Genomic DNA, 21802 nt, shown 5'->3' with positions numbered 1-21802 from the left:
TTGCATATTGTATCATCGGATGTGCCATTTCCCATCGATTATGGTGGCGTGATAGATGTATTTTGTACTATTAAAGCCTTACACGGCGCCGGTGTGCACATCCATCTTCATTGCTTTGATGATGGCCGTGGTCATCAGCCTGAACTGGCGGCTTATTGTACAGAGGTGAAGTATTATCAAAAGCTCACCGGGCATAAATGTATCAGCCCAAAGCTCCCTTATATTGTTGCTTCCCGCTCCTGTAACCAATTGCGGGAAAGGTTGCTGCAGGATGATCATCCTATTTTACTGCAGGGCATTCATTGCACTTACCTGCTGAATGATGAGCGTTTTGACAACCGGCCAATCTTTGTACGGCTGATGAATGTGGAGCATGAGTATTATGAGCAATTGTGCAAAACGACTACCGTATTACAACCCCTGAAGAAGATCTATTACCATCATGAAAGCCGGTTGCTGAAGAGCTATGAAAAGGATATAGCCGATAAAGCGATATTCCTGGCTTTGTCTGAACAGGATGTAGCGGTATACCGGCAGAAGCTGCATGCGAGGAATGTGGTGTGTGTGCCTCCCCTCCTGCCCTTCACGGAAGTGGAATCGGAAACAGGCATCGGGTGTTTTTGTTTGTATCATGGTAACCTGTCGGTAGCAGAAAACGAGGAAGCTGCCATTTGGTTGCTGACAAATATTTTCAATAAGATTGAAGTCCCCTTTATTATAGCAGGTAAGCAGCCCTCACCCCGGCTTGAGCGGGAAGTGAATTTACATGGCCATGCCTGCCTGATCGCCAACCCATCTGCCCAGGAGATGCATGACCTGGTCAGGAAAGCACAGATTAATGTACTGCCCTCCTTTTGCCGTAAAAGCAGGTCGGTAAAGTTGCTGAATGCTTTGTTTTCGGGCAGGCATTGCGTGGTGAACCCCACGATGATCAATAACTCCGGGTTAGATACCGCCTGCCATGTAGCTACTACGGTAGAAGCATTCCAGTCAATTATTATCCAGTTGTATCATCAGCCTTTTGATGAGCATGAATTGTTGCTGCGCAAGGAGATCCTGGCGCCCTTCCTGAACCATGGCCAGCTTACGAAGCAGTTGATGCGGTTGTTGTGGCAGGGAGAGGAAGCGAGGCATTAATGTGCTGAATTAACAAGGCGAATGAAGTATTGCAGCCTGTAAAGGTCGAAGAGTGTGAGGGAAGGATTGGAGGAATGAAGGTTACGGTGGATGTAGTTTTTCAATAACGCATAAGCAGCTAATACTATCCAGCGACAGCGCCAAACTTCCAGTTTTTTATATACCCGGAATATTTTTACATGCCTGGCCAGCAATGCTGCAGGAACCATCCCACTGAGCTGGTGAAGATTTAGGAGCGCAGTTGCTGACTTTGCAATGAATGCGCTGTTTTTTTCAAGTCCCCCATGTATAACAGGATTATCAATGTAACGCACCGGTATACCAGCTTCTTCCAATTGTAGTCCCATCCAGGTATCTTCATGGCCATACCCATTCCAGCCGGTATGAAACGATAGTTGTTGGAAGTAACGGGCCTGTATGAGAAAGTTGTTGGACATAAAAGCGGGCTGGTGCTTTTTGCCTGGCAGCCTGCCTTCCCTGCGGGAGCCATATTTCCAATGTAACCTGAGAGCGTCATCTTCCGGTGGCGTAGCGGTATAAGTCCTGCCCCCTACTACTACAGCGGCGCCAGGTTGTATGGCCTGTATATAGTTGTGTAAAAAGTTATCTGAGACGACTTCACTATCACCATCGAGAAAGAGCAACCATTCGCCGGCAGCAGCTTCGGCCAGCATTTGCCGGATGCGTATGCGTCCCTGGTTTTGTGCCTGTGGCAGGTAGCGTACAAAGGGCTGTTGTGCGATGGGTTTATTGATGTCCCGGAAGGCGGGATCAGAACCGTCGTCCATAACGATGATCTCACCTCCCTGCTGTAAATGGGAAAGCCCGGCGCTTAGCCGGGCCACCAATTTATTGATATCCTGGTTGAATACCGGAATTAATATGGAGATCATACCATGTCAATGCTTGCATTGTCTATGACCCTGCCCCGTTCCGTACGCACCATACGCGCCGGAAATTTGTTGATAACGATGTAATCGTGCGTGGCCATTACAATGGCAGTACCATAATCACGGGAAATATGGAACAGGAGCTGCATGATTTCATCGGAAGTTTCCGGGTCGAGGTTACCGGTAGGCTCATCGGCCAGGATGAGTTTGGGTGAGTTGAGTAATGCCCTGGCCACATCTACCCGTTGCTGTTCGCCACCACTTAATTCAAAAGGCATTTTAAAGCCTTTGGACTTTAATCCTACTTTATCCAGCACATCAATGATCTTTTCATCCATGAGCTTTTCATCTTTCCAGCCGGTAGCCCGCAATACGAATTTGAGGTTGTCATTCACGTTACGGTCCGTCAGTAGCTGGAAGTCCTGGAATACTACACCCAGGTTACGGCGCAGGAAGGGTACTTTTTTCCAGTCCATTTCCCGCAGGTTGAAACCTACTACGGTACAATCGCCTTCTTTCAGGGGAAGATCGCCATAGAGTGTTTTGAGCAGACTTGATTTCCCGGTACCTGTTTTGCCTACGAGGTATACGAATTCGCCTTTTTGTACCCGGAGGTTTACATCCTGTAATACGAGATTGGTGCCCTGGTATATATTGACGTGCTTCAGTTCTATGATTGTATCCTGCATAATTACCGGTTAAAGTGCAAACAAAAATAAGTAATTATAGCATAGAAAGCTCTTAGCAGTTAGCTTTTGGCCTTTAGCTGTTGCCGGATAGCAGGCTGGCTCCCATTAAGAGAATGGGCTTTTGTTCTCCGGGTAAGGTGATCAACCTTTCAAATTTCAGTCCGAGCTTTTCCAATAACCGTATGGAACGGAAGTTGTCCTGGTTGGTGATGGCCAGGATATGTTTTAATCCAACCTTGTCTTTGGCATATTCAAGCGTAGCGGTAGCTGCTTCATACGCATATCCCTGGCCATTATGGGCAGACAGGTAAGCGAAGCCAATGTCTACATGTTCCAACAGGTCCCGTTTGATTAATCCGCACATGCCAATGGGAATGTTTTCCTGTTTTAGTTGTACCAGCCAAAGGCCAAAGCCGTGGGTGTGGTAACTTTTCACCGGTCCGTTAAGGATATAACGAACGGCATCATCTGTGGTCCTTACGCCTTTATCGCCAATAAATGTCAGCCAGGCGGGCTCATTGACGAGCTCCAGGATAAAAGGGGCATCATCTATAGTAAACTCACGGATAACGAGACGTTCTGTTTCAGCGATGATCATGATTAAAAGTAAGTAAATCCTTTTTTACATAGCCTATGAGCATATGTCCGGCTACTTTGAGGCCGGCTTTGAGCAGGGTGGCTTTGGAGGCGGGATTGCTTACATTGCAACGGGCGGCGGGGATGCGGCCGGCGAGATAACATTGTTTTTTGACTTCCTGCAGCAGGTAGCTGCCATATCCCCTTCTGCGGTATTCTTCTTTTACATCCATGAACAGATCGGCAAAAGGCATGTTGTAATGCAGGAGGAAGCCGCCATTGGCGATGACTTCACCATTCAGCTCCAGTACGTATTTGCCGGGATCCTGGTTATAGACCTTCTCCTCTTCTCCCAGCATACGAAAGATAATACCGGGTATGGTGTAATCTGTCACCTGATGATCTTCAAATAGTACAACAGGAGCGCCAATGTTTTCGGAAAACTCATGCAGCATGGCAGTTAAGAGCGGTACATTGCTTTGTGATTCGATGAGCGTAGCGCCGGAAGCGAGGATGAGCTCACGAAATAATAGATTGGCATGGTTCCTTACATGGGGCACGAGGTAATATTCAAAGATGGTTTCGCGGGTACCCCGTATGTCCTGTGCATTGACCGAACCGTAGCCGACTTCCACATCATCGATGAGGAGCAGGTAAGAATCGGACCAGTCCCGCTCATGTACGGCATTGTAGCGTATCTGGCAGTTGTGCTCCTGCAGAAATAATCTACGGAGGAGTTGTATGCGTTCAAGTGGGGTTTTAATGGCCTGGGCTGTCAACTTTCAACAATTTTTTTGATGGTGGTGAGTACATCATCCCATCCTGCCAGCAGGTTGCGGTACCATTCCTCACTGTTGAAGTTGGTTTGTGTAACCGTTAAAATGGTCTTGTTGTTCTCTGCGGTAAGGCTATAGGATATGGTGGTATAATGTTCTGGTTTGTCTTCCAAACCAGAATAAGGCGTCCAGTAGGTATGCCTTAGCAGGTGCGGCGGCACAAAGTCGAGGATCACCCCTTTATCCCTGACCTGCTTACCCTCTTGATTATGTACAAAGATGAGCTCACTGCCTACCTTCCAGTCGGTAATGGTTTCCACGCCATAGAGGTATTGGGCGATGATGTCGGGATTCACCAGGGCATTCCAGACTTTTGCGAGAGAGGTATTGATGTCTATGGATTTGGTAATGTTTTTTTCCATATCGTCCAATTTAAGCAACCGTTGTATAAAGTTACGTACCTCAATCCTTTTCCCACCGTCTTTTGGAAGAACCCGCCTGTTTTATTACTGTCCACCCATTAGCGGCCGCTTTTTTGAGCAATCTTTTCCTCAACTTTCTCGGGTAGAATATTTTCTTGGCTATTTTATTTGCCGGGCGCTTCGATCAGGTCCCACAGGTTGCCATAGAGGTCGGCAAAGACAGCCACCTTGCCCCAGGTTTCGGTTACGGGTTCACGCACAATGGTGATGTGCTGGTGCAGCAGGTTGATATAGTCCCGGTCGAAATTATCGGTATACAGGAAGAGGAATACCCGGCCGCCGGTTTGGTTCCCTACCCTGCTTTCTTGTTCTTCACCTACGGCTTTCGCCAGCAGCAGGCAGCAGCCATCTGATCCCGGCGGCGCTACCACTACCCATCTTTTGGTGGGTGTTAAAACGGTATCTTCTATTAAAGTAAAATGTAACTTTTCCGTATAAAAGGCAATGGCTTCATCATAATCTTTTACTACGAGTGCTATGCGCGCTAAGGATTGTTTCATGGTTTGATTGTATAGTTGATTGGCGGCCGGCAAAATTAAATTATTTACATTTCCTCCTTCTTCAGCTTGTCTAATATTTTCACCTGTTCAACCGTGATAGAATAGATCAACTGGAACTGGTCGGTAATAGCCTTGAGATCAGAGAGTGTTTTGCGTACAGATTGTTCCGGGTTACCCGCTCCTGCTTTCATCTCCTGCCGTCTTTGTTCAAAGAGTTGTTGCAGGCGGGCGCGTATGGGATGGTCGCCGGTCTTTTGTTCTATAGCAGGCAGGGCTTTATTGTCCAGCAGGCTTTGCGCAGATCCAAACTGATCATCCACCTGTTTCAGGAGCGGCTGAAAATCACCGGAGGCATATTGCGGAGCCGACCGCTGCGCATAGTAAGAAAGAGAGGCAATATGCGAGGCCAGCAGGTGACTGGTTGCTACAAACTGATGGTATTGCGGCAGACCAGGCTGCTTGTTCTTCGGTTCCGACAGCATACGCTGAAAATGGTCAGACATGTTGGCCAGCGCCACAAAGGCTTCTTTACGGGCAACCCGGTAATCACTTTTTTCTGATGACTGGCCGGTGAAGGCCACCGATACAACGTTGAAGTAACGCCGGTTGGCAGTTACGGTTTTTTCTATGAAAGGATCTATCTGTTCATGCTCCCATAAGGGCAATACGAATTTTGATACGAGGTAAGCAATGAGAGAACCAATGGCCGTATCAATGATCCTGTCCTGCAATACGGCCGACAATCCGCCCGGGTTCATGAAATGAAAGCTGAGGATCACGTAGGAGGTAATACCAATAGACCCCACCAGGTAGTTGAGCTTGATGTAGGTATAGGAAATGATCATGGCCAGCAGCATGATGATGAACAGGGCAGTATTGTCCTTAATGAAGTACAGGACCGCAAAGGAGAAAGCAGCACCGATAAGGGTACCGCCCAAACGCTGGAAGTTGCGCTGTTTGGTAATGCTGTATGCCGGTTTGAGGATGGTAACGATGGTCAGCAGGATCCAGTATCCGTGTCCGAGCGGATACAGCAAGGAAATGGTGTAACCGATCATCATGGCCAGGGTAACGCGTATGGCATGCCTGAAGTGGGACGATTGCAAGGAAAGGTTATCGAGCAGTAACCGGATGTTGATCTCCTGGTCGGGCGGCGCCTGCTCTTTCAGCCATTTTTCCCTGGCGTCTTTGTTCTTGCTGATGCTTCGGTCATAAGTAGAATAATGCGCCAGCATAGAGATGCGTTCTACCAGGTCTTCTATGCTGTACAGGATATGCCGGAGCTTGATAAATCCCTCAATGGTATGTGGTCCCAGTTCTTTATCCCGCAGGGCGAAGTAAGCATCACTGGTTTCTTTGTAGGCTTCCTCCAGTGAATTGTCGTCCCTGTAAGGCAATCCTTCCTGTACGGACAGTCCTATTTTTTGCAGTTCATCCGACGCCTGCAGGATCATGCTGTGATAGGCTTTCAGGATGGGCGTATCGTCAAATTCTTTGTGAAGCGCTTCATACTCCTGCTGGGTAGTCATAATGCGCTCAAAGAGGTCCATGCTATCGAGGAACATCATCATGAGGATGCGCCCCTTGCTGGTAGATTCAGTGATGAGGCGCCGGGCCTTGAAGAGCATTTCATGCAGCTCATCCTGGTGCTGGTGTACGACGATCTGGTAGCGCATGAGTTCCCTGTACAGGTGATCGGTATCCCGCTCTTTATCGTAGAAGGCTGCTTTCACCCGGAGATAACCGGCAATTTCCATGAGGCTCTCGCCCAGCAACTGCTGAATGGGTTTATAAGGGCGGAGGGTATAGAGGGTCAGACTGAGCCCTGCATACCATACGCCACCGATAGTAAACCAGGCGGCATCGCGCCAGATATTGGAAGAAGCAAGGTGGCTGTCAATGTTGAAAATGAATACCAGCAGGGCAATGAGCCCGATCGAATTGACGCGGTTGCCGTACACGCCGGCGAGGGAAAAGAGCATGCCAAAGGCAATGATCTCCAAGCCAATGAGCCAGGGAAAGGGCCGGCTGAAGCCTACGATGAGTACAATAAGGCTATTGATCAGGATGCTGGCCAGCATACCATTGCGGCGGTGTTGCAGGGGGCCGGGTGTATCGGTGGTACTGACTACCAGCGCGCCCAGGGGAACGGCCATCATGGAAGTGAGCAGGTCGTACTGGTGCAGGATTACGGCCGGTATAATAGCGCCTGCTGTGATGCGGACGCCGGTATACAAATACTGACTGCTGATAAATTTCCTGAATTCCCGGGTATAATCCATAGCGTGTATTCATAACTAAATTACACCCGGTTTTGTTGGCAGGAGACAGATGGCCGGTTTAAATTTCTGTAACTCATTTGTTTGTATATCTTTTTTGAATGGCATCAGCAGGCCCCCTACTCCCACCAGCCCAGACTGGCCGTGGTTTTGCGGAGATTTTAAAAAACCAAGCAATTTCAATCCACAGGGTGTGAAAATAAAATCTGAAATAAATTTGGTACGATGTGTTTTTGGCGTATTTTTGCACTCCCAAAAACGACATAACGACTCTGAAAATGAGGAAGTTATTAAGTTGAGAGGTTGAACTCGTAGCTCAGTTGGTAGAGCACAACACTTTTAATGTTGGGGCCCTGGGTTCGAGTCCCAGCGGGTTCACTGAAACTCCGAACATTGTTCGGAGTTTTTATTTTATGCTAATTCAAATCCTTCTGCTCATCTCGTTCACCACGTTCTTTTGATTTGTATGTTAACGTGATTACTTCTTTACACGTTTCAAGCCTTGAAAGAGGTAATCATTTCCGGAGAGGTCAGCTCAAGGAAATTTGAAAACCATATTAAAGCAGCTTTTCTTGTACCGCCTGGTAAACGGTCCTGACCGACGGTTGAAAGCCTAAGCTACGTGCAAGCGAGCTATCAGCATGGAGATACCAGGGGTTTACCAGCGGCTCAGATGACGATACCATAGTTTCTCCCACAATGCTCAACAGTTCATAAATTGATGTAGGTGCTTCATCCGAAATATTGACAATGCGGCCGTCCATGATCCCATCCAAAGCCATCATAACGGCTGTGTAAATGTCGCGATGATGGATGGTGCTTATCCTCATGGCTGGATGATATTTCGCTGCAATTACATGTTTTGGTAACTCTTCCAGATGGCCATCACCATCACCATAAACAAAGGGGAAACGCAAAATGGCCCAGTTCAGTTTGCTTTCGCGTAACTCATTCTCCGATGCAACTTTGCTGGCGGGATAAGCATGTTGCGGGTTAACCGCATCATTTTCCCGGCCAGGGTGCGGATTGTTCGTGTTGTAGACATGGCTGGTACTTGCAAATAGGAAGCGGGCACCAGACGCGCTGTTTTTTGCCGCATCAATAAGGTTACGCGTACCCTCCAGGTTGCTCTTCCAGATCAGGTCCGTGTCCGGTGAGCGGAACACGGCCGCCAGATGAACGATCGCTGATACATTTTTGACAGCTTCTATAAGCGATGCCGGATCCAGCAGATCACCTTCCACAGGCGTCACTCCGGCCGGAACGCCTTTACCGCCGCGCACCAAGGCACGGCAATTGATACCTGCCGCTACTAATCGTGGTAACAGACGCGCGCCTACAAGGCCGTTTCCTCCTGTAACTAATATTGTTTCCTGATTTTTATTCATTTCCGTATAGCTTTATTGTGTGAACAAAGCTCCTGATCGCGGGGCAAAAAAGGCCGGACGAATCGATCTAATTCCCTGACAGATCCTGCGAAAACTGTGGGATGGTTTGTCCTGTGACTTTTTTAAACAAACGGGAAAAGTATTCAGGATCATTAAAGCCCAACTCAAAGGCCAATTCTTTGATCGAGAGATCTTTCGTGTGATATAAGCGGCGCCCTGCTTCCAAAATCAACCGTTTAGTGATATATTCTTTAGGAGAAAGCCCGGAATGCTGTTTCACGAGCTTATATAATCCGTTGGGATTGATGCCCAGTTCTTCCGCAATCTGCCGGACGCTGGGTTGCTCGGTCAACTGTTTTTCCACCAATGTTTTAAAGTCGATGTAGCGGGCAAGCTTATTTCTCGCCGGAGCGGTCGGGGTAAGAAAGTATGCCGTGTTGATCTCGGTAAGTAAACTATTGAGGTGTGCCAGGATCAGTTCCGGCGCGGTATCCCAATGCCTCAACAGATCCAGCAATATGGCAAAAATTGCCTTTACCCGCAGCACAGCGGCGAGGGCAAAACTGACTTTCTGGTAATTCAGCGGATCGATCAGGAAAGGATATTGTTTGAGCAGCAGGAACAGGCAACTCTCATCAAAACCCAGCTTGACAAATTTGCCTCCCTTGCCAATAACTTCCTGCTTATGAACCTGGTGAGGCGTAACAAAAACCAATTCATTACCGGTCACTTCGTATTGCTTCAGATCGATTTGATGACAGCTGCGGCCATTCAGCATAAACATAAAAAAATAATAAGGCGAACGATGCGGAACAATAAAATTTGCCGCTTCTTCAGCCGTCAGGTGGCCGAAGTCCGGCGAAACGATTCTGATGGGCAACTTGTTATTTTGCCGTATATATTGAAGAAACGGCGCGATGGTTTGCATAGTTTTATTTAATTAAACGCTTGCCGAAAATCCAGCGGACTTTGTTTGGTCTTGAGCTTGAAAAGCTTATTGAATGATTGCGGATGTTCGAAACCAAGTTGGTAGGCGATCTCGCTTACCGACAATTCCGTTGTCGACAGTTTTTCCTTCTCCTTATCGATCAGTTTTTCGTGGATGATCTGTTGCGTTGTCTGGCCGACCAGTTGTTTCAGCATGCTGCTCAAATATTTGGGAGATATGTTTAGTTGATCCGCAATGTATTGTACCGTTGGCAACCCTTTTGAAAGTAAAGTCCCAGGGGGGCACTTATTAGAATTAGGTCACTGAAATCAGTGGCCTTCTTTTTTTACTCTATATATTGCCAATGCACTGTTAGCGGTAGTGCATTACTTTGTCATAAAGATGTTTTAATTGGGTGTCACCAAAACCATAAATGCTTTCTCTGTTCCAAAATTCTTTGAACACTTTATGAAAGTCAGTAGAAATGTTTTTTGTGATGTCTTCAATAACTCTTTCAGGTCTTCCTTTTGTGCCATCTTTTGGATAACGGTCAACATGCGCCTTTACTACTTCTTGTAAATACGGAAAAGCTAAAGATTGATCCTTTGAAAGAGTTGTCAACTCTTCAAGATTACCATTTTTGTAAGCTTCCCACAAGTCTTTCCCTAAATTTATGTCGGTTTCACTTAAAGGAATTTTATTCGCATAACAAACTTTAAGTTCGTCTGAATTTGCTGGTCCAAAACCATTCCAAAATTGTTTACTGGCTTTGTCTAAATAAGAAGTATAAACAGCAAAAACTTTTTTCTTTATTGGCAAACTATTGATAATTGAAATAACAAACCACATATTTACCTGACAAAACAAGTCATACTCAAACCAAAGATTAAACGCTGAATTATCAGGCGCATTCCTTATTTTTTCAAACTCTTTTACAACTTTACTATGGTATTCAGCTTCTGTTAACCCCATATACTTTGCTCTTGATTGCCAAAAGTCATGCAGATTGTCGCCTGACAAATCTCCATCTATAAGACCTTCTCTAACAACTATTACATCGCCTTCAATTTTCGTATCTGGGAAACTGTAAGCAAGAGAGTCGCCGTTTAAAATATTATAAATCATGATTGTGATATTTTTTTGCATTACCGCTAACGCTTGCATTGCCGTAAACTTATTGCGGCAATACAGCTAATTTAACTTATTTGCGTAATTGTAACAGCAACATTTTTATGGAAATCAACAGCATTTGTAAACCAAGTCTTTCAGATTTTTAACGGGCATTTATTGATTTCCCCTATATAATCTCCATGTCCACCCGGAAAAATAGCTAACTGGGCGTGTTGCAGCAGGCGGCTCATTTCCAGGGCATGATCGAGGGTGCACACATCCTGGTTGCCGCTGATGACAAGTGCGGACGCTTTGATGGCCACAAGCGGGAAACCATCGCCCTGTACTTCGTAATACATGTTCAATCCATTTACCTGGGCATATTGGCCGGTTGATTGTGCAGTAGCTGTACTGGTAAGCCCCGTCATAATAAGTATTGTAAAAAGTGTTTTCCTATATGGCGCTTTTGCCCAACAAAGATAACACGGTGCAACATGGCTGCCTAGTTTATACCTAAGCTAATGGCCTTTTCTACCGGGGAGTAATTATCATCCTGCCCCTCCTTCATTAACTCATCCCTTAATAATAGTGGTGGCTGTGCCAGAAACCGCGGCACTTTTCCGCTGTGTGGTTGGGCAGCATGTATTAGGAATGGATGGCACAGGTATACTGTACCCGCCTTGCCGGTAGCCAATATCTCTTCTCTCTCTGGCAAGGAAGGAAATTGTGCAGCCATCTCCAAAATAGACATACCCCGTTCTCCCTCAGGTTTCAACAATCGGGCAATATCTAAATGTGATCCCACCTTAATCCTTGTAGGTGCATCATTTTCCTGAATATCAGAATATAGAAACAACATTAGCAATCCTCTATTCTTCGAACGCCAGTTTACGCGCCACTCCAAATAATTTGCCGGATTATCACCAAAGCTGGCATCTACGTGCCAACCGGTATCGCCAGGATCTTCCGCTGATGGAAACCGAACGGGAAATGTGCCCATACTTCGGCAGGGCAACCATTTGTCTTTTCCTACCAACTGGTTGAAGGCGGCGTGCAATATTGGTGTATTGGCTGATTGTATGAACGGAGGCTGCGAATACATACCTAAACGGATGACGGGTTTTTGCCAGGTAGATGGATCGTTGGGATCAAGAGCCATCTCTTTCCATAAAATATTTCGAACCGCAGCAGCGATTTCTTCGGGAAACGCATTGTCGATACGAACAAAACCTCCTTCAATAAACTGTTTTATCTGAATTGAATTTAATACTTCTTCCATAAAAAATTAATAAAGAATGAACAATAACAAGACAGCGCAGTTGATAACAAGCGCGATCAAAAACGAAAACGAAGAAGTATTAAAGTGTTGGAGCCATTCTCATGGCCTTAAACTTACAACAAATGAGTCAAAAAATGATCAACCAACCGTTTAGTTATTGTCCCGCTATAACAGCCGCAGCGTCCCTGCACCACGATCAATACCCTAAGGAGTAGTACTCCGAACAATAGTACCGTATTTTTATCAACTACCGAAAAGCAGGAGACTCCGCGGGGAAGTAAATGAGGAAGTTATTAAGTTGAGAGGTTGAACTCGTAGCTCAGTTGGTAGAGCACAACACTTTTAATGTTGGGGCCCTGTGCCTGCACAAACCTTAGCTCACTTTTTTTCATTTTGAGTCTCAACCCCATATCGTATTGCCGCTTCAAGTATATCAATGTTTATATCTTTCAGTGTTTTGAACTTAATGCAATATCCGCTCACGCTCGCCTTGCCGAGTTTTTTCCCATATGTCTGGGCTAAGTATTTCTTATCCTTAATACCAAGTATATAGACAGAGATCCCGGTTGTGTTTGCACTCATACCAATTTGATAAAACTCCCTGGTTTTTCCATCGGCATATTTCATGATTTGAAATCCATATCCGATATTAGGATTAGAAACAGTTTTATTTTCACTGTCTTTACCATCCAGGAACCATAATTTACATGCTGGCATTACTTGCAGAATGATGCGGTGCAACGCTTGCATGTCACTACGTTTGGGTTCAGGTTGGCTGGTAATATACTTTTTGATTTGTTCTTGTACATTCATATAAATTACTGGATTACTGGTTAAAGATTTGTTTCCCAAATGTACCGCGGCCCTTTCTGAACTCAAGGGGGATAATGCGACGATCTAAGGGGTATATCACGACAATTCTTATCGTTAATCTACGAGATAAGCACAGCTTTCTTACAATATCTCCGTTTTGGTAAATGTTTTCCTGTATTAAAAAACACTGCACATGTACGTTATTTGGCTTGGTGTTTGCAATGAATTGCACTTTCACATGTGATATGAATTCATGATCCTGTACCCATTCACATCATAACCATAAATAATATCCGCTATGAAACGTAAGGAATTTTTAAAGAAAGGGGTGACCGGGATGGTCGGCCTTTCCGCAATGGCCGTACTGCTGAATGCATGTGCCAAAAAAATAGATGAATCTGACGACGATGATGAAGGTGGCGGTCCCCGCGTAAATACCAGGTTGGCATCTTTATCAGCAACGCATTGGGTTAGCGCATCTGCTACTGGTTCAGGAAATGGTACACAACAGGATCCCTATACGCTCGCACAGGCATTACAATTAGCCCAACCCGGCTGGAGAGTTTGTTGCGGTCCCGGTGAGTATATGGGCGTTAATAAAAATCATCCATGGGACGCTTCATTTCAAATTTTGGCTAATGGCACTGAAAACAATCCTATCATATTCTTTGCAGAGAATTATGCTGCATTGAATACTACGGGAAGAAGCACATTAAGACACAATGGAACGCAACAGGGTTATGGTTCCCCTGTTTTAGGATTAGACACTGGTCATCATTGGTATGGATTCTATATTACTGAATCGCTTGCCCCAACACAAGCGGATACAGGACCAATCGTATGCGGTGGCAAATACAATAGAATTTCTTACTTCAGAATTGATCGTGGTCCTGTTTCCTGGCCTGAGGCATATACCAGTAATAACCATGCTGCCATTCGTTTTGAAGGGGTTGGTTGTCAGAATAACCTGGTGAGTGATTGCTGGATTGAAAATTATAGCCGGGAGAATGCAACGAGAAGTGAACAGGGCATTCAGCTATTTAGTCAACCAGGCTCAAACATAACAACATCGACAGGACTTATTACCATAGAGAATTGTTTTTTTGATAACGTTGAAACAGCATTAACCAGTAAGGGAGCAGGTGTCGATAGATGGATATTAGGCGGAATAATATTCAGGCGAAACCTGGTTCGTGGAAGCACGTTTTGGAATACGGTCGGAGCCGTTAATTTTATGGATACATCCGGAGAATTAGGAAGAAACCAGGTATATCAGAATATCCAGGTTGGCGGAAATTATCATGTACTTTGCAGGAACCAGGCAGGTTATCAAATCCGTGATATTGATGTTATCAATAATACATTGATAAATGCAACAATGAACGGAGAAATGGAAGGTATTCACCCAGCATATGGCGGAGCGGGTACTACCGGATCAGGTTGGAGAACACACAATAATATAAAGACGGGTACTGCTCCATTATTCAATTTTCCTAAAACTCAATCTGACGCAGCAGTACAAAGTCGATCTCATAATTTGAGCTTCGGACATTCCAGATGGGGATATGTCCATTCCCGCGGAACCGGAACGCAATCATTAGCTGAATGGCAGGCCGCTACAGAATTTGATGACTTTTCATTGGAGTCTGATCCTCAGCTTGTATCATCTGAATGGGGTAATGCCGATTTGGGCAAATTGCAATCAGCTTCTCCAGCCAGAAATGCAGCAGTCGATATCTTAAACTTAAACGGTGGCGGCACATCTGCTGCATGTCATATGGGCGCCTATTCAAATGATAATGTAGTCATTGGTATTCGTCCATTAATATAATTGACGGCATAGGAACCTGTCTATAAGTCACTGGAAGAGGGCATCTTTCGATGCCCTCTTTTTTTGTGCTTGATTTTGGCTACCCTTACCCTACAGCGAGGATCTTGGCACTGCCCACATACGGTGCTTGCCGTACATAATCGGCTGCTTCCATGATGCCATAGCAAATACCTATTGAAAGCACCAGGGTAAAATCTGTATCAGGCGGAAACACACGCAGGGTAAGTTCCCTATCCATAGCGGGAGCGCCTTTGCTGACAGGATACCAATCTGACCTGAATTCTTCCGTGGGAATATTATCATAAGCCTGGTGGGAAGGATAATACCTGATCTTATCGTAAAACGTCATTTCAGGTACCGTTCCCGGGCTGATATTATAGGTTTGGTCCTTTCTGCCATCGGGATAAAAATCGGGCACCACACCCCAGGCTATGACCAACCTGAACATTGCATAATGATCGGGGGTAAATAAATTGATGGCAGGCGTCAGTGCCGGGACCTGTACCCTGGCCGAGCCTGTTTCCCGGCTTATTGCATAATCCACCGGGCTGCGCACCACCGAATCGAAGAGGTTTTTCTTGTTGAGTGAGAACCCTTTAATTACAAGCGGATTGGCCGACAACGGGATGGTACGCTTTCCTTTGTCGCCCAGGCTATCCAGTTTTTGCACCACCTTCAGCAAGGAGGCCAGCGGTCCGGAGATATTGTAATCCGCCATCGGCAGTTGTGCCTGGATCACTTTGCGTATCCATTTGCCGGCCGTGGACCGGCCACTGAATTCTGCATTGTTGCGCCTGATCATGTGCAAGTTGGGGTCCTTTTCGACCTTTTCTTTGGAAGCCCCGCCTGGTTCCCGCACAATGGTTTCTTCTACTCCGCGCATTTTGTAATAAGAGAGTCCCCCGAGTGAGCCGCGCAGGCCATCGCCGGGATTGCCTTTCATTTTTGCCATTGCAGTAAAGTTTGTAGTTACAAGAAGGTTAAGCCCTTAGTATAGGTATACTACGCTGTATCTAAGTTATGATATATTTTAAATATATAAAATAAATATTATTGAAATAATCCGGAGATATTCCAGATCATATAGAGGTGGTATATCTCCGGAATATCTCTGGTATATATGTGGATTATCTCTGGATTATCCCTCCGTTTTCAGGCGGCCAAATAGGCTGTTTCCCGGGCCTTTCCTGCCTGGGCAACACGTATTACAACCAGCTTATTTTACCGTTGGTTTTGCTTTTTGTTATAAGCCGACACTTCCTTCGGCCCAATACCCTTGCAGCTTTATATTTTTAGCGCCGATACCCTGCTTTTTGAGCACAGTCCGGAACTTTTGCACGGAAGTCCGTATATCCTAAAAGATGGAGCAATCTCTTTGACAGTGCTGTTGGAATAAAAGAGCATCCGCCTGGCTTCAGTGAAACCCAACGGCGGAGGTCTTTGAAAACAATTATTATTTTTTCCGTGGTGGTGATGGCGGCATTTTTGGAGGGCGCTGCTCGTATTGATACATCAAATTAATTTTCCCATTTTTATCAAACCGCCATACTTCGTGTATCTCCTTTGCTGTTTTTTTCCCTTTGGAGTCTGTTGAGATCTCCCGGGTCCATATCAATACCCAATCCTCATTTTTATCCTTACTTCTGAGCGGTACCCAGGCATGAACAGAATCAACGACACTGCCCATCTGCCCTCTCATCTTGTTAGCAATAGCAAAAAGACTGTCCCTGCTGCCGGCAAACATAGTGCCATCGGAAAAATACATGGTGTCAATTTCTGCGAAAGAACTCTTTGAATTGTCAAGTGTGTTGTTGTCCCAGTTCCGGTACAATTCGAGCAGTGTTTGTGCATTTTTTGCGTCGCCGATCTCAAAATCTGAAGAATAATCAGGAGTGAAAGGATATGTCAGGCTTTCCTGTTTTGCCGAATCGGGATCGGAGGCCTTCACTGTTTCCGTTTTTGATTTGTCGGGACTGGAGGTGCAGGCTACTAAAAAAGTAATCGCTGCGAAAAGATGAATCTTTCTCATAAAAGTGGGTTCTAAATTTTTAAATAATGAAGGTCAATGGCGAACGACTGAAGTCAAAGGTGACGGAGGAAAAGGTGGAGGGAGGAGGATTCAATACCTTATTCTAAGGTAAGCATTTTGGGTCAAGTTAAAAAGATAGACCAGGTTCAAAAGTTGGGGCGTTGTGACAAAGCGGCTTCCGGGACACACCATATATAAAAAGAAAGAGGCTATCATTTCCGATAGCCTCTTTCTTTTATGAATTACATCGTTCCCTCAGGCCCAACTGTTATTACCCTGAATAAGATAAAGTTGGTTTTCCCTGGTACTACCTGGTATTCTATCTTTACATCCCTGTTATTCAGGAACGCTTCCCTTATTAATTCGTACATAGCCTTATGCGTAAGCTCGTTATTATCCCTACGAAGTTTGAACCCAAATGCATTGTTAGGCTTTGAGCTTATCTTGACAATCACCTCGGCGTCAATTTGATTATTAGGAGGACCAAATGCTGTGCCCACATCGTGAACGCGAAGCATAGTTATTTTGCCGGTAGTGGCTTCTATCTGAGCATTAATTTTTAATGCCATACCCACAACTAAAAGCAAGAAAATAGTAATCTTTTTCATAAATGAAAATTTAGTAGTTAAAATGGAGAAAATGTTTGTTGAGTTTGATCATAGCGAGTTTAGATCTGCTGCTGCAAAACGATCGCCTGGAATGATTACCGAAAGGTTAAGAAAACAAAAGTCATTAAGCTCAATAAAGCTTAAGAAAAAAGGAGTGGTTGGGATTGTTGCAAAAAATGCTGCCCGGGAGCCCAAAGCAGGGTCAAGATTAACGGGTGGAATCCTTGAAGAAGACTTGTGCAGGATGCGATTATAAAATTATACTAATTCACGAGGAAAAAAAATACCACTTTCGTGGTATCTTTTCTACCATTGAGGTTGGTCGAATGGCTAAATGTTATCATGAACGGCCAATTAAGCAGATAGCAGCAGTAAGCTGACAGGCGTAGGCTGCTGAAGATGATCAATCATCATTTCCTGCTGTTGTTTGCAAAATGGTAACAGCTTTTCAATAAAAGGTTTGGCCATGAGCCGTTGTGGGGTTGTTAGCAGGATAATTGTGCCTTGCCGAAGAAACCGCTCCAATACCTGGTAAAGGAGGGTAAACTGGTCCGGATCGTAATTGATGTCACTTAGCAATAATACTTCTGCCCTAAGATCGTCAGGCAGCAGGTTCCAATCCAATACCTGACAGGTAACATTGGAAAGCTGTAAATACGCAGCCGACCTGGTCATAGTATCAACAGCCTCTTCCAAATAGTCGCTACAGCAAACCCTTTGCGCATAGCGGGCAGCGACAAAAGCGGGCAGCCCGAGTCCGGCGGCCAGTTCCAGCACGGTTTTATGCTGTACAAGTTCCGGGTGCTGGTATATATAATCACCCATAGCCAGTGCAGCAGGCCATAGTTTAGTCCAATGCGGAAAAGGAATTTGTGCCTGTACCTGCTTTTGCCGATGGTAGCTGTCCTGCACATCGGGTGCATTGGGTACAAACAGGTCTATGGTATAACCTGGCCTTTCTATATGCTGTAATTGCAGTGATATTGACATGATGCTGGATAAACCTGCAAAGTTATTACAAATGATCTATCCGTATCCACCGCATACCGGCGGCTTCCGCTGCCCGTACACCGGGGATCCCGTCTTCAAAGACGAGGCACCTCGAAGGTTCCACGCTTAACTGTTTGGCGGCATATAAGAAAGGATCAGGAAAAGGTTTGCCGTTGGGTGTTTCCCCCGCGCATACCAATACTTCTACGAGTTGGCTGATGCCCAGCAACCGGAGCGTTTTGGAAACCGACGCGCGGCTGCCGCCGGATACTACGCCGATACGGACCTTGCCGGCATGCGCTTTCAAATGCGCTACCACAAATTCGATAGGCTTTGTCTCCTTGATAAAGGAACCTTCGTACAATATATTCTTTTGCTGGGCAAAAACAGCCGGATCAAAATCCACCTGGTACCGCTTCCCGATCTCCCCGGCTACCTGTACAATTGGCCAGCCTGCCAGTTCATCGATAATAGCATCATCCAGTTCGAAGCCATACATGGCAGCTACCGCGCGGTAAGAGGCCTTATGGGCGCCCATATTATCGGCCAGCGTGCCATCACAATCGTACAGGAAGGCGTCGAAGTTTCCGGTGCTTAGCCGGGTAAGGAGTGCTTGTTTGTCGGGTGAAGAAGAAGGGCCACTCATAAAAAAATCGCTTAAACAATTTTATACAAATAAGAATGAAAGAACCTGGAAAACCATCCCGGCCGGGAAATCCCCCACTCTACCAGGAAAATGCCTGCCGCTGCACAACAAATACCCGCCAGCACATCCAGCACATAGTGATGACTGGTGTATACGGCCGCCCACCAGATGCCTGCCATGATCCCGGCAAACACAACACTGGCATACCGGTAACGTCCCTTGATGCCATAAAACAATACAATCACCGGGTAAGAGGAATGTAAAGAAGGCATGGCTGCAAAAACATTCGACCCCTTGGCATACAAAGATTGAAAAACCGTAGCGCCCACCAATTCGTCAAACCGTTTGAGCCCGGCAGTGTTACCAGGTGTTGAAGCAATAAAATCGAACCCATGTTCCTGTACATACCAGGGTGGCGCCGCCGGGTAAATATAATACACTACAAAACCGATCATGTTCACCACAAAAAACGCAAGCGCAAACTGCAGGAACAAAGACCGGTCCCTGAAAAATAAATAAGTGGCAAACAACAAGGGTACCGGCACCCAGCACAAATAAAACAGGCCGCTCAGCAGATCACCTACTCCATTATGATGTTGTTGGAAAAATTCATTGGGCGTAATGATGCCTGCTTTGGTGGTAATGCCGAATAGCCCCTTTTCTGCGTTGTACAATTCCCCAATATGCACTTCCCCGAAAGTGTAATTGGGGAAGGCTTTCATGTAATCATAAATGATCCAGTAAACGATAAAGATGGAAAACCCGGTAATGAACTTCCGCGTAATACCGGAGCTATAGTACAGCCCGTTGAAAATAGCGATCAATACCAGTTGGTCCGGCTTGAAGCCTACCAGCCATACGGACAGCAGCAGGTACAAAACAGCAATAAGGGTTGTAACCACAACAGTCCTCGGCGCAAAAAATACAGCAGGGGCAGATTTCAGCATATTACTTTTTCTTCTTGGGGAAACCTGATCTCAAAATAATGTCCCACAGCGAAGAGCTTACGCCATACCCTTTTGTGGGATCTGAATAATGATGCAGCATATGGTGTTGCTTCACCCGCTTCATGAGATCACTCTTGAAATTATAATGGTGCATGGCATAATGCAGCATATCATACACCAGGTAGCCGGCAATAAAACCGGCATAAAAAGGATACAGGTAAACCTTATCCGGGAACAGCCCGGAAAATAAAAAGTAAAAACCGACGGCCAGTGGAATGCTGGCTGAGGGAGGCATCACCAGGCGTTTGGCGTCCTTGGGATAATCGTGGTGCACGCCATGAAAAATAAAATGGATACGCTTGCCCCATTCAGAAGAAGGCTCAAAATGGAAAACAAACCGGTGTAATACATATTCTGTAGCAGTCCATACGGCAATGCCGGCAACCAGGAATAAAAAATAATACCCTGTTGAAATGCCTTTATCAATAGCCAACCAGGTCATAAACCCGATCACGGGAATATAAATAAACAGGGGCACTGAAAAATGCACTTTCGACAAAGCTTCCATCCAGGCGCTCCTGAACATTCTCACCGATTCGGTAGAGTTGGATACATACAACTTTTTCATCGCACAAAAATTTAAAATAACGATCACTCTTTGATCTCACTGGCCAATACCTTCCTGCGTTCAGAAACAGGCTTGCCGGTGGCCGGATCTGTCCCACTCAACTCGAAATACTCGATATCCGGTGACCACATAGAGCCGCCCGTGATCTTGACAAAAACGCGATTAAGTATCATTAGCTGCCCGTTAATGGGCGCATGCAGCCTGTATTTCCCGTCTGCTCCCTTTTTCAGGTACATGGAATAGCCCGCATAAGAAACCAACCGTACCCGGTAACTGCTATCCTCCATCAGTTTTATCCTCACCCCGTAGGCAAACGTACGCTGGATCCAACTCAACTCGGCCCTTTGACTTTGCTCGGTATACCGGATCCAGAAAGGATGTACAGGATTGCGTTTGTCCAGTGTCCCGTTCTTATAATTCAGCTCATACACAATCGTATTGGTATTGGAAGTACGTTGCAGGTAAAACAACTGTTGAGCGTTACCTGCCGGAACCGGGAAGCCCTCCTGCGCTGCTGCGTATAAAAAAGACAGGCAGCTCAGCAATAGCAGAAAAAAACTACGCGTCATACTTTATTGTCAAGTGCTTTTTTGGCGTCTATCAATCTTTTAACAGCGGTAATATTTGTTAAAACAGCCATCACGGTAATAGGGATCGTGAAAACCGACATCGTTTCAAACACATGGAAAGGAAGGCCGGGAACAGACAATTTATAATCACCGCCAATAACGGAGGCCGTAATACCGCAGGCAATCGCCGATACAGCAGTCAGCACCACCCTTTCCGGCCGTTGCATTAAACCACCTTTGTTCTCGATACCCAGCCCCTCACTGCGGGCGCGTGTATAACTCACCATCATAGAGCCGATCAATGCAATAAAGGCAAATAAAGAGCTCAGGAAATAATGATGGGCCACCAGGTAATAACAAATACCGAGGAACATAAACAATTCACTATAGCGGTCCAGCACAGAATCGTACAAAGCGCCAAAGCGGGAACTCATATTGCCTATCCGCGCCACCTGCCCGTCCAGCATGTCAAACAACCCGGCAAACAGGATCAGGGCGCCTGCCCAGCCAACATAAGAAAAGTCTCCCCGGTTACCTTCCTCAGCGCCCACAATAAACACGATCGCCACGCCAACATTCAGTACAAGGCCGGTGGTCGTAATAAAATTAGGTGTAACGCCCACCTTCACCAGGCCACGTACCACCGGGTCTATAATGCTGTAAATGCCTTTTTGCAAACGGTCACGCATAACGATCTGGCTCATAAC

At 45.8% G+C, this 21802-nt stretch carries 25 protein-coding genes, 1 tRNA gene and 1 pseudogene; 4 read left to right on the top strand and 23 right to left on the bottom strand.

From position 1 onward, the window contains the following. The gene (locus HB364_RS26615) at window positions 1–1137 is read left to right on the top strand and encodes a glycosyltransferase (RefSeq protein ID WP_246228624.1); all 1137 of its coding nucleotides are present in this window, start codon (window positions 1–3) and stop codon (window positions 1135–1137) included. On the opposite strand, the gene HB364_RS26610 is transcribed toward HB364_RS26615, so the two are convergent. From HB364_RS26610 to HB364_RS26580, 7 genes are all read right to left on the bottom strand, one after another. Continuing rightward, a complete protein-coding gene (locus tag HB364_RS26610; RefSeq protein WP_167291460.1) occupies window positions 1134–2030 on the bottom strand; it encodes a glycosyltransferase family 2 protein in 897 nt (298 codons plus the stop codon). The genes HB364_RS26615 and HB364_RS26610 overlap by 4 nt on opposite strands. After that, on the bottom strand, window positions 2027–2716 hold the full coding sequence (locus HB364_RS26605) for a cell division ATP-binding protein FtsE (protein ID WP_167291459.1): 690 nt from the start codon (window positions 2714–2716) through the stop codon (window positions 2027–2029). Before HB364_RS26605 ends, HB364_RS26610 begins: the two co-directional genes overlap by 4 nt. 73 nt (window positions 2717–2789) lie before the next feature. Continuing rightward, window positions 2790–3314 carry a GNAT family N-acetyltransferase gene (locus HB364_RS26600; protein WP_167291458.1) on the bottom strand — a complete coding sequence of 175 codons (525 nt, stop codon included), beginning with the start codon at window positions 3312–3314 and terminating at the stop codon, window positions 2790–2792. Beyond that, window positions 3301–4071 (bottom strand): GNAT family N-acetyltransferase, encoded by a 771-nt coding sequence (locus tag HB364_RS26595; protein WP_167291457.1) that lies wholly within the window; start codon window positions 4069–4071, stop codon window positions 3301–3303. Before HB364_RS26595 ends, HB364_RS26600 begins: the two co-directional genes overlap by 14 nt. Beyond that, on the bottom strand, window positions 4068–4490 hold the full coding sequence (locus HB364_RS26590; RefSeq protein WP_167291456.1) for an SRPBCC family protein: 423 nt from the start codon (window positions 4488–4490) through the stop codon (window positions 4068–4070). The genes HB364_RS26595 and HB364_RS26590 overlap by 4 nt, the downstream gene beginning before the upstream one ends. A 164-nt stretch (window positions 4491–4654) precedes the next feature. Next, window positions 4655–5050 (bottom strand): VOC family protein, encoded by a 396-nt coding sequence (locus HB364_RS26585; protein WP_167291455.1) that lies wholly within the window; start codon window positions 5048–5050, stop codon window positions 4655–4657. A 44-nt stretch (window positions 5051–5094) separates the two neighbouring features. Further along, window positions 5095–7332: an FUSC family protein gene (locus tag HB364_RS26580; RefSeq protein ID WP_167291454.1), complete on the bottom strand. Its 2238-nt coding sequence runs from the start codon at window positions 7330–7332 to the stop codon at window positions 5095–5097. A 302-nt stretch (window positions 7333–7634) separates the two neighbouring features. Here HB364_RS26580 and HB364_RS26575 point away from each other — a divergent pair. After that, window positions 7635–7707: transfer RNA gene (locus HB364_RS26575), tRNA-Lys, on the top strand. 179 nt (window positions 7708–7886) lie between these two features. On the opposite strand, the gene HB364_RS26570 is transcribed toward HB364_RS26575, so the two are convergent. From HB364_RS26570 to HB364_RS26540, 7 genes and pseudogenes are all read right to left on the bottom strand, one after another. Next, on the bottom strand, window positions 7887–8717 hold the full coding sequence (locus HB364_RS26570; RefSeq protein ID WP_167291453.1) for an NAD-dependent epimerase/dehydratase family protein: 831 nt from the start codon (window positions 8715–8717) through the stop codon (window positions 7887–7889). A 67-nt stretch (window positions 8718–8784) separates the two neighbouring features. After that, window positions 8785–9645 carry a helix-turn-helix domain-containing protein gene (locus HB364_RS26565; protein ID WP_167291452.1) on the bottom strand — a complete coding sequence of 287 codons (861 nt, stop codon included), beginning with the start codon at window positions 9643–9645 and terminating at the stop codon, window positions 8785–8787. Between the two features lie 8 nt (window positions 9646–9653). Further along, window positions 9654–9935, bottom strand: a pseudogene (locus HB364_RS26560) (helix-turn-helix domain-containing protein); the annotation flags it as partial. Between the two features lie 82 nt (window positions 9936–10017). Beyond that, window positions 10018–10809 carry a DUF1835 domain-containing protein gene (locus HB364_RS26555; RefSeq protein WP_167291451.1) on the bottom strand — a complete coding sequence of 264 codons (792 nt, stop codon included), beginning with the start codon at window positions 10807–10809 and terminating at the stop codon, window positions 10018–10020. A gap of 101 nt (window positions 10810–10910) precedes the next feature. Further along, window positions 10911–11183 (bottom strand): alpha/beta fold hydrolase, encoded by a 273-nt coding sequence (locus HB364_RS26550; RefSeq protein ID WP_167291450.1) that lies wholly within the window; start codon window positions 11181–11183, stop codon window positions 10911–10913. A 74-nt stretch (window positions 11184–11257) separates the two neighbouring features. Next, entirely contained in the window at window positions 11258–12034 is a 777-nt protein-coding gene (locus tag HB364_RS26545; protein ID WP_167291449.1) for a phytanoyl-CoA dioxygenase family protein, read from the bottom strand. Window positions 12035–12412: 378 nt separating this feature from the next. Next, window positions 12413–12847, bottom strand: a complete 435-nt coding sequence (locus HB364_RS26540; RefSeq protein WP_167291448.1) for a DUF1801 domain-containing protein — start codon at window positions 12845–12847, stop codon at window positions 12413–12415. 298 nt (window positions 12848–13145) lie between these two features. Here HB364_RS26540 and HB364_RS26535 point away from each other — a divergent pair, with 298 nt between their 5' ends. Then, on the top strand, window positions 13146–14678 hold the full coding sequence (locus HB364_RS26535; RefSeq protein ID WP_167291447.1) for a hypothetical protein: 1533 nt from the start codon (window positions 13146–13148) through the stop codon (window positions 14676–14678). 85 nt (window positions 14679–14763) lie between these two features. Here HB364_RS26535 and HB364_RS26530 read toward each other — a convergent pair whose 3' ends face one another. From HB364_RS26530 to HB364_RS26520, 3 genes are all read right to left on the bottom strand, one after another. Beyond that, window positions 14764–15630: a hypothetical protein gene (locus tag HB364_RS26530; protein ID WP_167291446.1), complete on the bottom strand. Its 867-nt coding sequence runs from the start codon at window positions 15628–15630 to the stop codon at window positions 14764–14766. A 501-nt stretch (window positions 15631–16131) separates the two neighbouring features. Then, a complete protein-coding gene (locus tag HB364_RS26525; RefSeq protein ID WP_167291445.1) occupies window positions 16132–16707 on the bottom strand; it encodes a hypothetical protein in 576 nt (191 codons plus the stop codon). Between the two features lie 242 nt (window positions 16708–16949). Further along, window positions 16950–17315 carry a hypothetical protein gene (locus HB364_RS26520; RefSeq protein WP_167291444.1) on the bottom strand — a complete coding sequence of 122 codons (366 nt, stop codon included), beginning with the start codon at window positions 17313–17315 and terminating at the stop codon, window positions 16950–16952. 22 nt (window positions 17316–17337) lie between these two features. Here HB364_RS26520 and HB364_RS26515 point away from each other — a divergent pair, with 22 nt between their 5' ends. Beyond that, the gene (locus HB364_RS26515) at window positions 17338–17571 is read left to right on the top strand and encodes a hypothetical protein (protein ID WP_167291443.1); all 234 of its coding nucleotides are present in this window, start codon (window positions 17338–17340) and stop codon (window positions 17569–17571) included. A 98-nt stretch (window positions 17572–17669) separates the two neighbouring features. Here HB364_RS26515 and HB364_RS26510 read toward each other — a convergent pair whose 3' ends face one another. Genes HB364_RS26510 through HB364_RS26485 form a run of 6 tightly spaced genes read right to left on the bottom strand, consistent with a single transcriptional unit; the run spans window position 17670 to window position 21799 of the window. Beyond that, on the bottom strand, window positions 17670–18305 hold the full coding sequence (locus HB364_RS26510) for a class I SAM-dependent methyltransferase (protein WP_167291442.1): 636 nt from the start codon (window positions 18303–18305) through the stop codon (window positions 17670–17672). Between the two features lie 25 nt (window positions 18306–18330). Continuing rightward, window positions 18331–18951 (bottom strand): HAD family hydrolase, encoded by a 621-nt coding sequence (locus HB364_RS26505; protein WP_167291441.1) that lies wholly within the window; start codon window positions 18949–18951, stop codon window positions 18331–18333. An 11-nt stretch (window positions 18952–18962) separates the two neighbouring features. Then, a complete protein-coding gene (locus HB364_RS26500; RefSeq protein WP_167291440.1) occupies window positions 18963–19898 on the bottom strand; it encodes a phosphatase PAP2 family protein in 936 nt (311 codons plus the stop codon). A 1-nt stretch (window position 19899) separates the two neighbouring features. Further along, window positions 19900–20526 carry a sterol desaturase family protein gene (locus HB364_RS26495; RefSeq protein WP_167291439.1) on the bottom strand — a complete coding sequence of 209 codons (627 nt, stop codon included), beginning with the start codon at window positions 20524–20526 and terminating at the stop codon, window positions 19900–19902. A gap of 23 nt (window positions 20527–20549) precedes the next feature. Then, complete coding sequence (locus HB364_RS26490) at window positions 20550–21095, bottom strand: DUF4833 domain-containing protein (protein WP_167291438.1); 546 nt, start codon at window positions 21093–21095, stop codon at window positions 20550–20552. Beyond that, window positions 21092–21799 carry a CDP-alcohol phosphatidyltransferase family protein gene (locus HB364_RS26485; protein WP_167291437.1) on the bottom strand — a complete coding sequence of 236 codons (708 nt, stop codon included), beginning with the start codon at window positions 21797–21799 and terminating at the stop codon, window positions 21092–21094. Before HB364_RS26485 ends, HB364_RS26490 begins: the two co-directional genes overlap by 4 nt. Window positions 21800–21802: the final 3 nt, after the last annotated feature.

Origin of the sequence: Paraflavitalea devenefica, from assembly GCF_011759375.1 — a bacterium.
In the GTDB taxonomy this organism is placed as follows: Bacteria; Bacteroidota; Bacteroidia; order Chitinophagales; family Chitinophagaceae; genus Paraflavitalea; species Paraflavitalea devenefica.
The sequence above is the reverse complement of the archived record's forward strand: the minus strand, read 5'-3'. Positions and strand labels throughout refer to the sequence as shown.

What these genes read in the sequence shown, in the direction of transcription:
- HB364_RS26515 (WP_167291443.1), top strand. Translation starts at nt 17,338, where the DNA reads ATGGAGAAAATGTTTGTTGAGTTTGATCATAGCGAGTTTAGATCTGCT.
- HB364_RS26580 (WP_167291454.1), bottom strand. Translation starts at nt 7,332, where the DNA reads ATGGATTATACCCGGGAATTCAGGAAATTTATCAGCAGTCAGTATTTG.
- HB364_RS26600 (WP_167291458.1), bottom strand. Translation starts at nt 3,314, where the DNA reads ATGATCATCGCTGAAACAGAACGTCTCGTTATCCGTGAGTTTACTATA.
- HB364_RS26535 (WP_167291447.1), top strand. Translation starts at nt 13,146, where the DNA reads ATGAAACGTAAGGAATTTTTAAAGAAAGGGGTGACCGGGATGGTCGGC.
- HB364_RS26525 (WP_167291445.1), bottom strand. Translation starts at nt 16,707, where the DNA reads ATGAGAAAGATTCATCTTTTCGCAGCGATTACTTTTTTAGTAGCCTGC.
- HB364_RS26530 (WP_167291446.1), bottom strand. Translation starts at nt 15,630, where the DNA reads ATGGCAAAAATGAAAGGCAATCCCGGCGATGGCCTGCGCGGCTCACTC.
- HB364_RS26570 (WP_167291453.1), bottom strand. Translation starts at nt 8,717, where the DNA reads ATGAATAAAAATCAGGAAACAATATTAGTTACAGGAGGAAACGGCCTT.
- HB364_RS26510 (WP_167291442.1), bottom strand. Translation starts at nt 18,305, where the DNA reads ATGTCAATATCACTGCAATTACAGCATATAGAAAGGCCAGGTTATACC.
- HB364_RS26520 (WP_167291444.1), bottom strand. Translation starts at nt 17,315, where the DNA reads ATGAAAAAGATTACTATTTTCTTGCTTTTAGTTGTGGGTATGGCATTA.
- HB364_RS26605 (WP_167291459.1), bottom strand. Translation starts at nt 2,716, where the DNA reads ATGCAGGATACAATCATAGAACTGAAGCACGTCAATATATACCAGGGC.
- HB364_RS26550 (WP_167291450.1), bottom strand. Translation starts at nt 11,183, where the DNA reads ATGACGGGGCTTACCAGTACAGCTACTGCACAATCAACCGGCCAATAT.
- HB364_RS26585 (WP_167291455.1), bottom strand. Translation starts at nt 5,050, where the DNA reads ATGAAACAATCCTTAGCGCGCATAGCACTCGTAGTAAAAGATTATGAT.
- HB364_RS26540 (WP_167291448.1), bottom strand. Translation starts at nt 12,847, where the DNA reads ATGAATGTACAAGAACAAATCAAAAAGTATATTACCAGCCAACCTGAA.
- HB364_RS26610 (WP_167291460.1), bottom strand. Translation starts at nt 2,030, where the DNA reads ATGATCTCCATATTAATTCCGGTATTCAACCAGGATATCAATAAATTG.
- HB364_RS26490 (WP_167291438.1), bottom strand. Translation starts at nt 21,095, where the DNA reads ATGACGCGTAGTTTTTTTCTGCTATTGCTGAGCTGCCTGTCTTTTTTA.
- HB364_RS26555 (WP_167291451.1), bottom strand. Translation starts at nt 10,809, where the DNA reads ATGCAAGCGTTAGCGGTAATGCAAAAAAATATCACAATCATGATTTAT.
- HB364_RS26485 (WP_167291437.1), bottom strand. Translation starts at nt 21,799, where the DNA reads ATGAGCCAGATCGTTATGCGTGACCGTTTGCAAAAAGGCATTTACAGC.
- HB364_RS26495 (WP_167291439.1), bottom strand. Translation starts at nt 20,526, where the DNA reads ATGAAAAAGTTGTATGTATCCAACTCTACCGAATCGGTGAGAATGTTC.
- HB364_RS26505 (WP_167291441.1), bottom strand. Translation starts at nt 18,951, where the DNA reads ATGAGTGGCCCTTCTTCTTCACCCGACAAACAAGCACTCCTTACCCGG.
- HB364_RS26500 (WP_167291440.1), bottom strand. Translation starts at nt 19,898, where the DNA reads ATGCTGAAATCTGCCCCTGCTGTATTTTTTGCGCCGAGGACTGTTGTG.
- HB364_RS26590 (WP_167291456.1), bottom strand. Translation starts at nt 4,490, where the DNA reads ATGGAAAAAAACATTACCAAATCCATAGACATCAATACCTCTCTCGCA.
- HB364_RS26565 (WP_167291452.1), bottom strand. Translation starts at nt 9,645, where the DNA reads ATGCAAACCATCGCGCCGTTTCTTCAATATATACGGCAAAATAACAAG.
- HB364_RS26545 (WP_167291449.1), bottom strand. Translation starts at nt 12,034, where the DNA reads ATGGAAGAAGTATTAAATTCAATTCAGATAAAACAGTTTATTGAAGGA.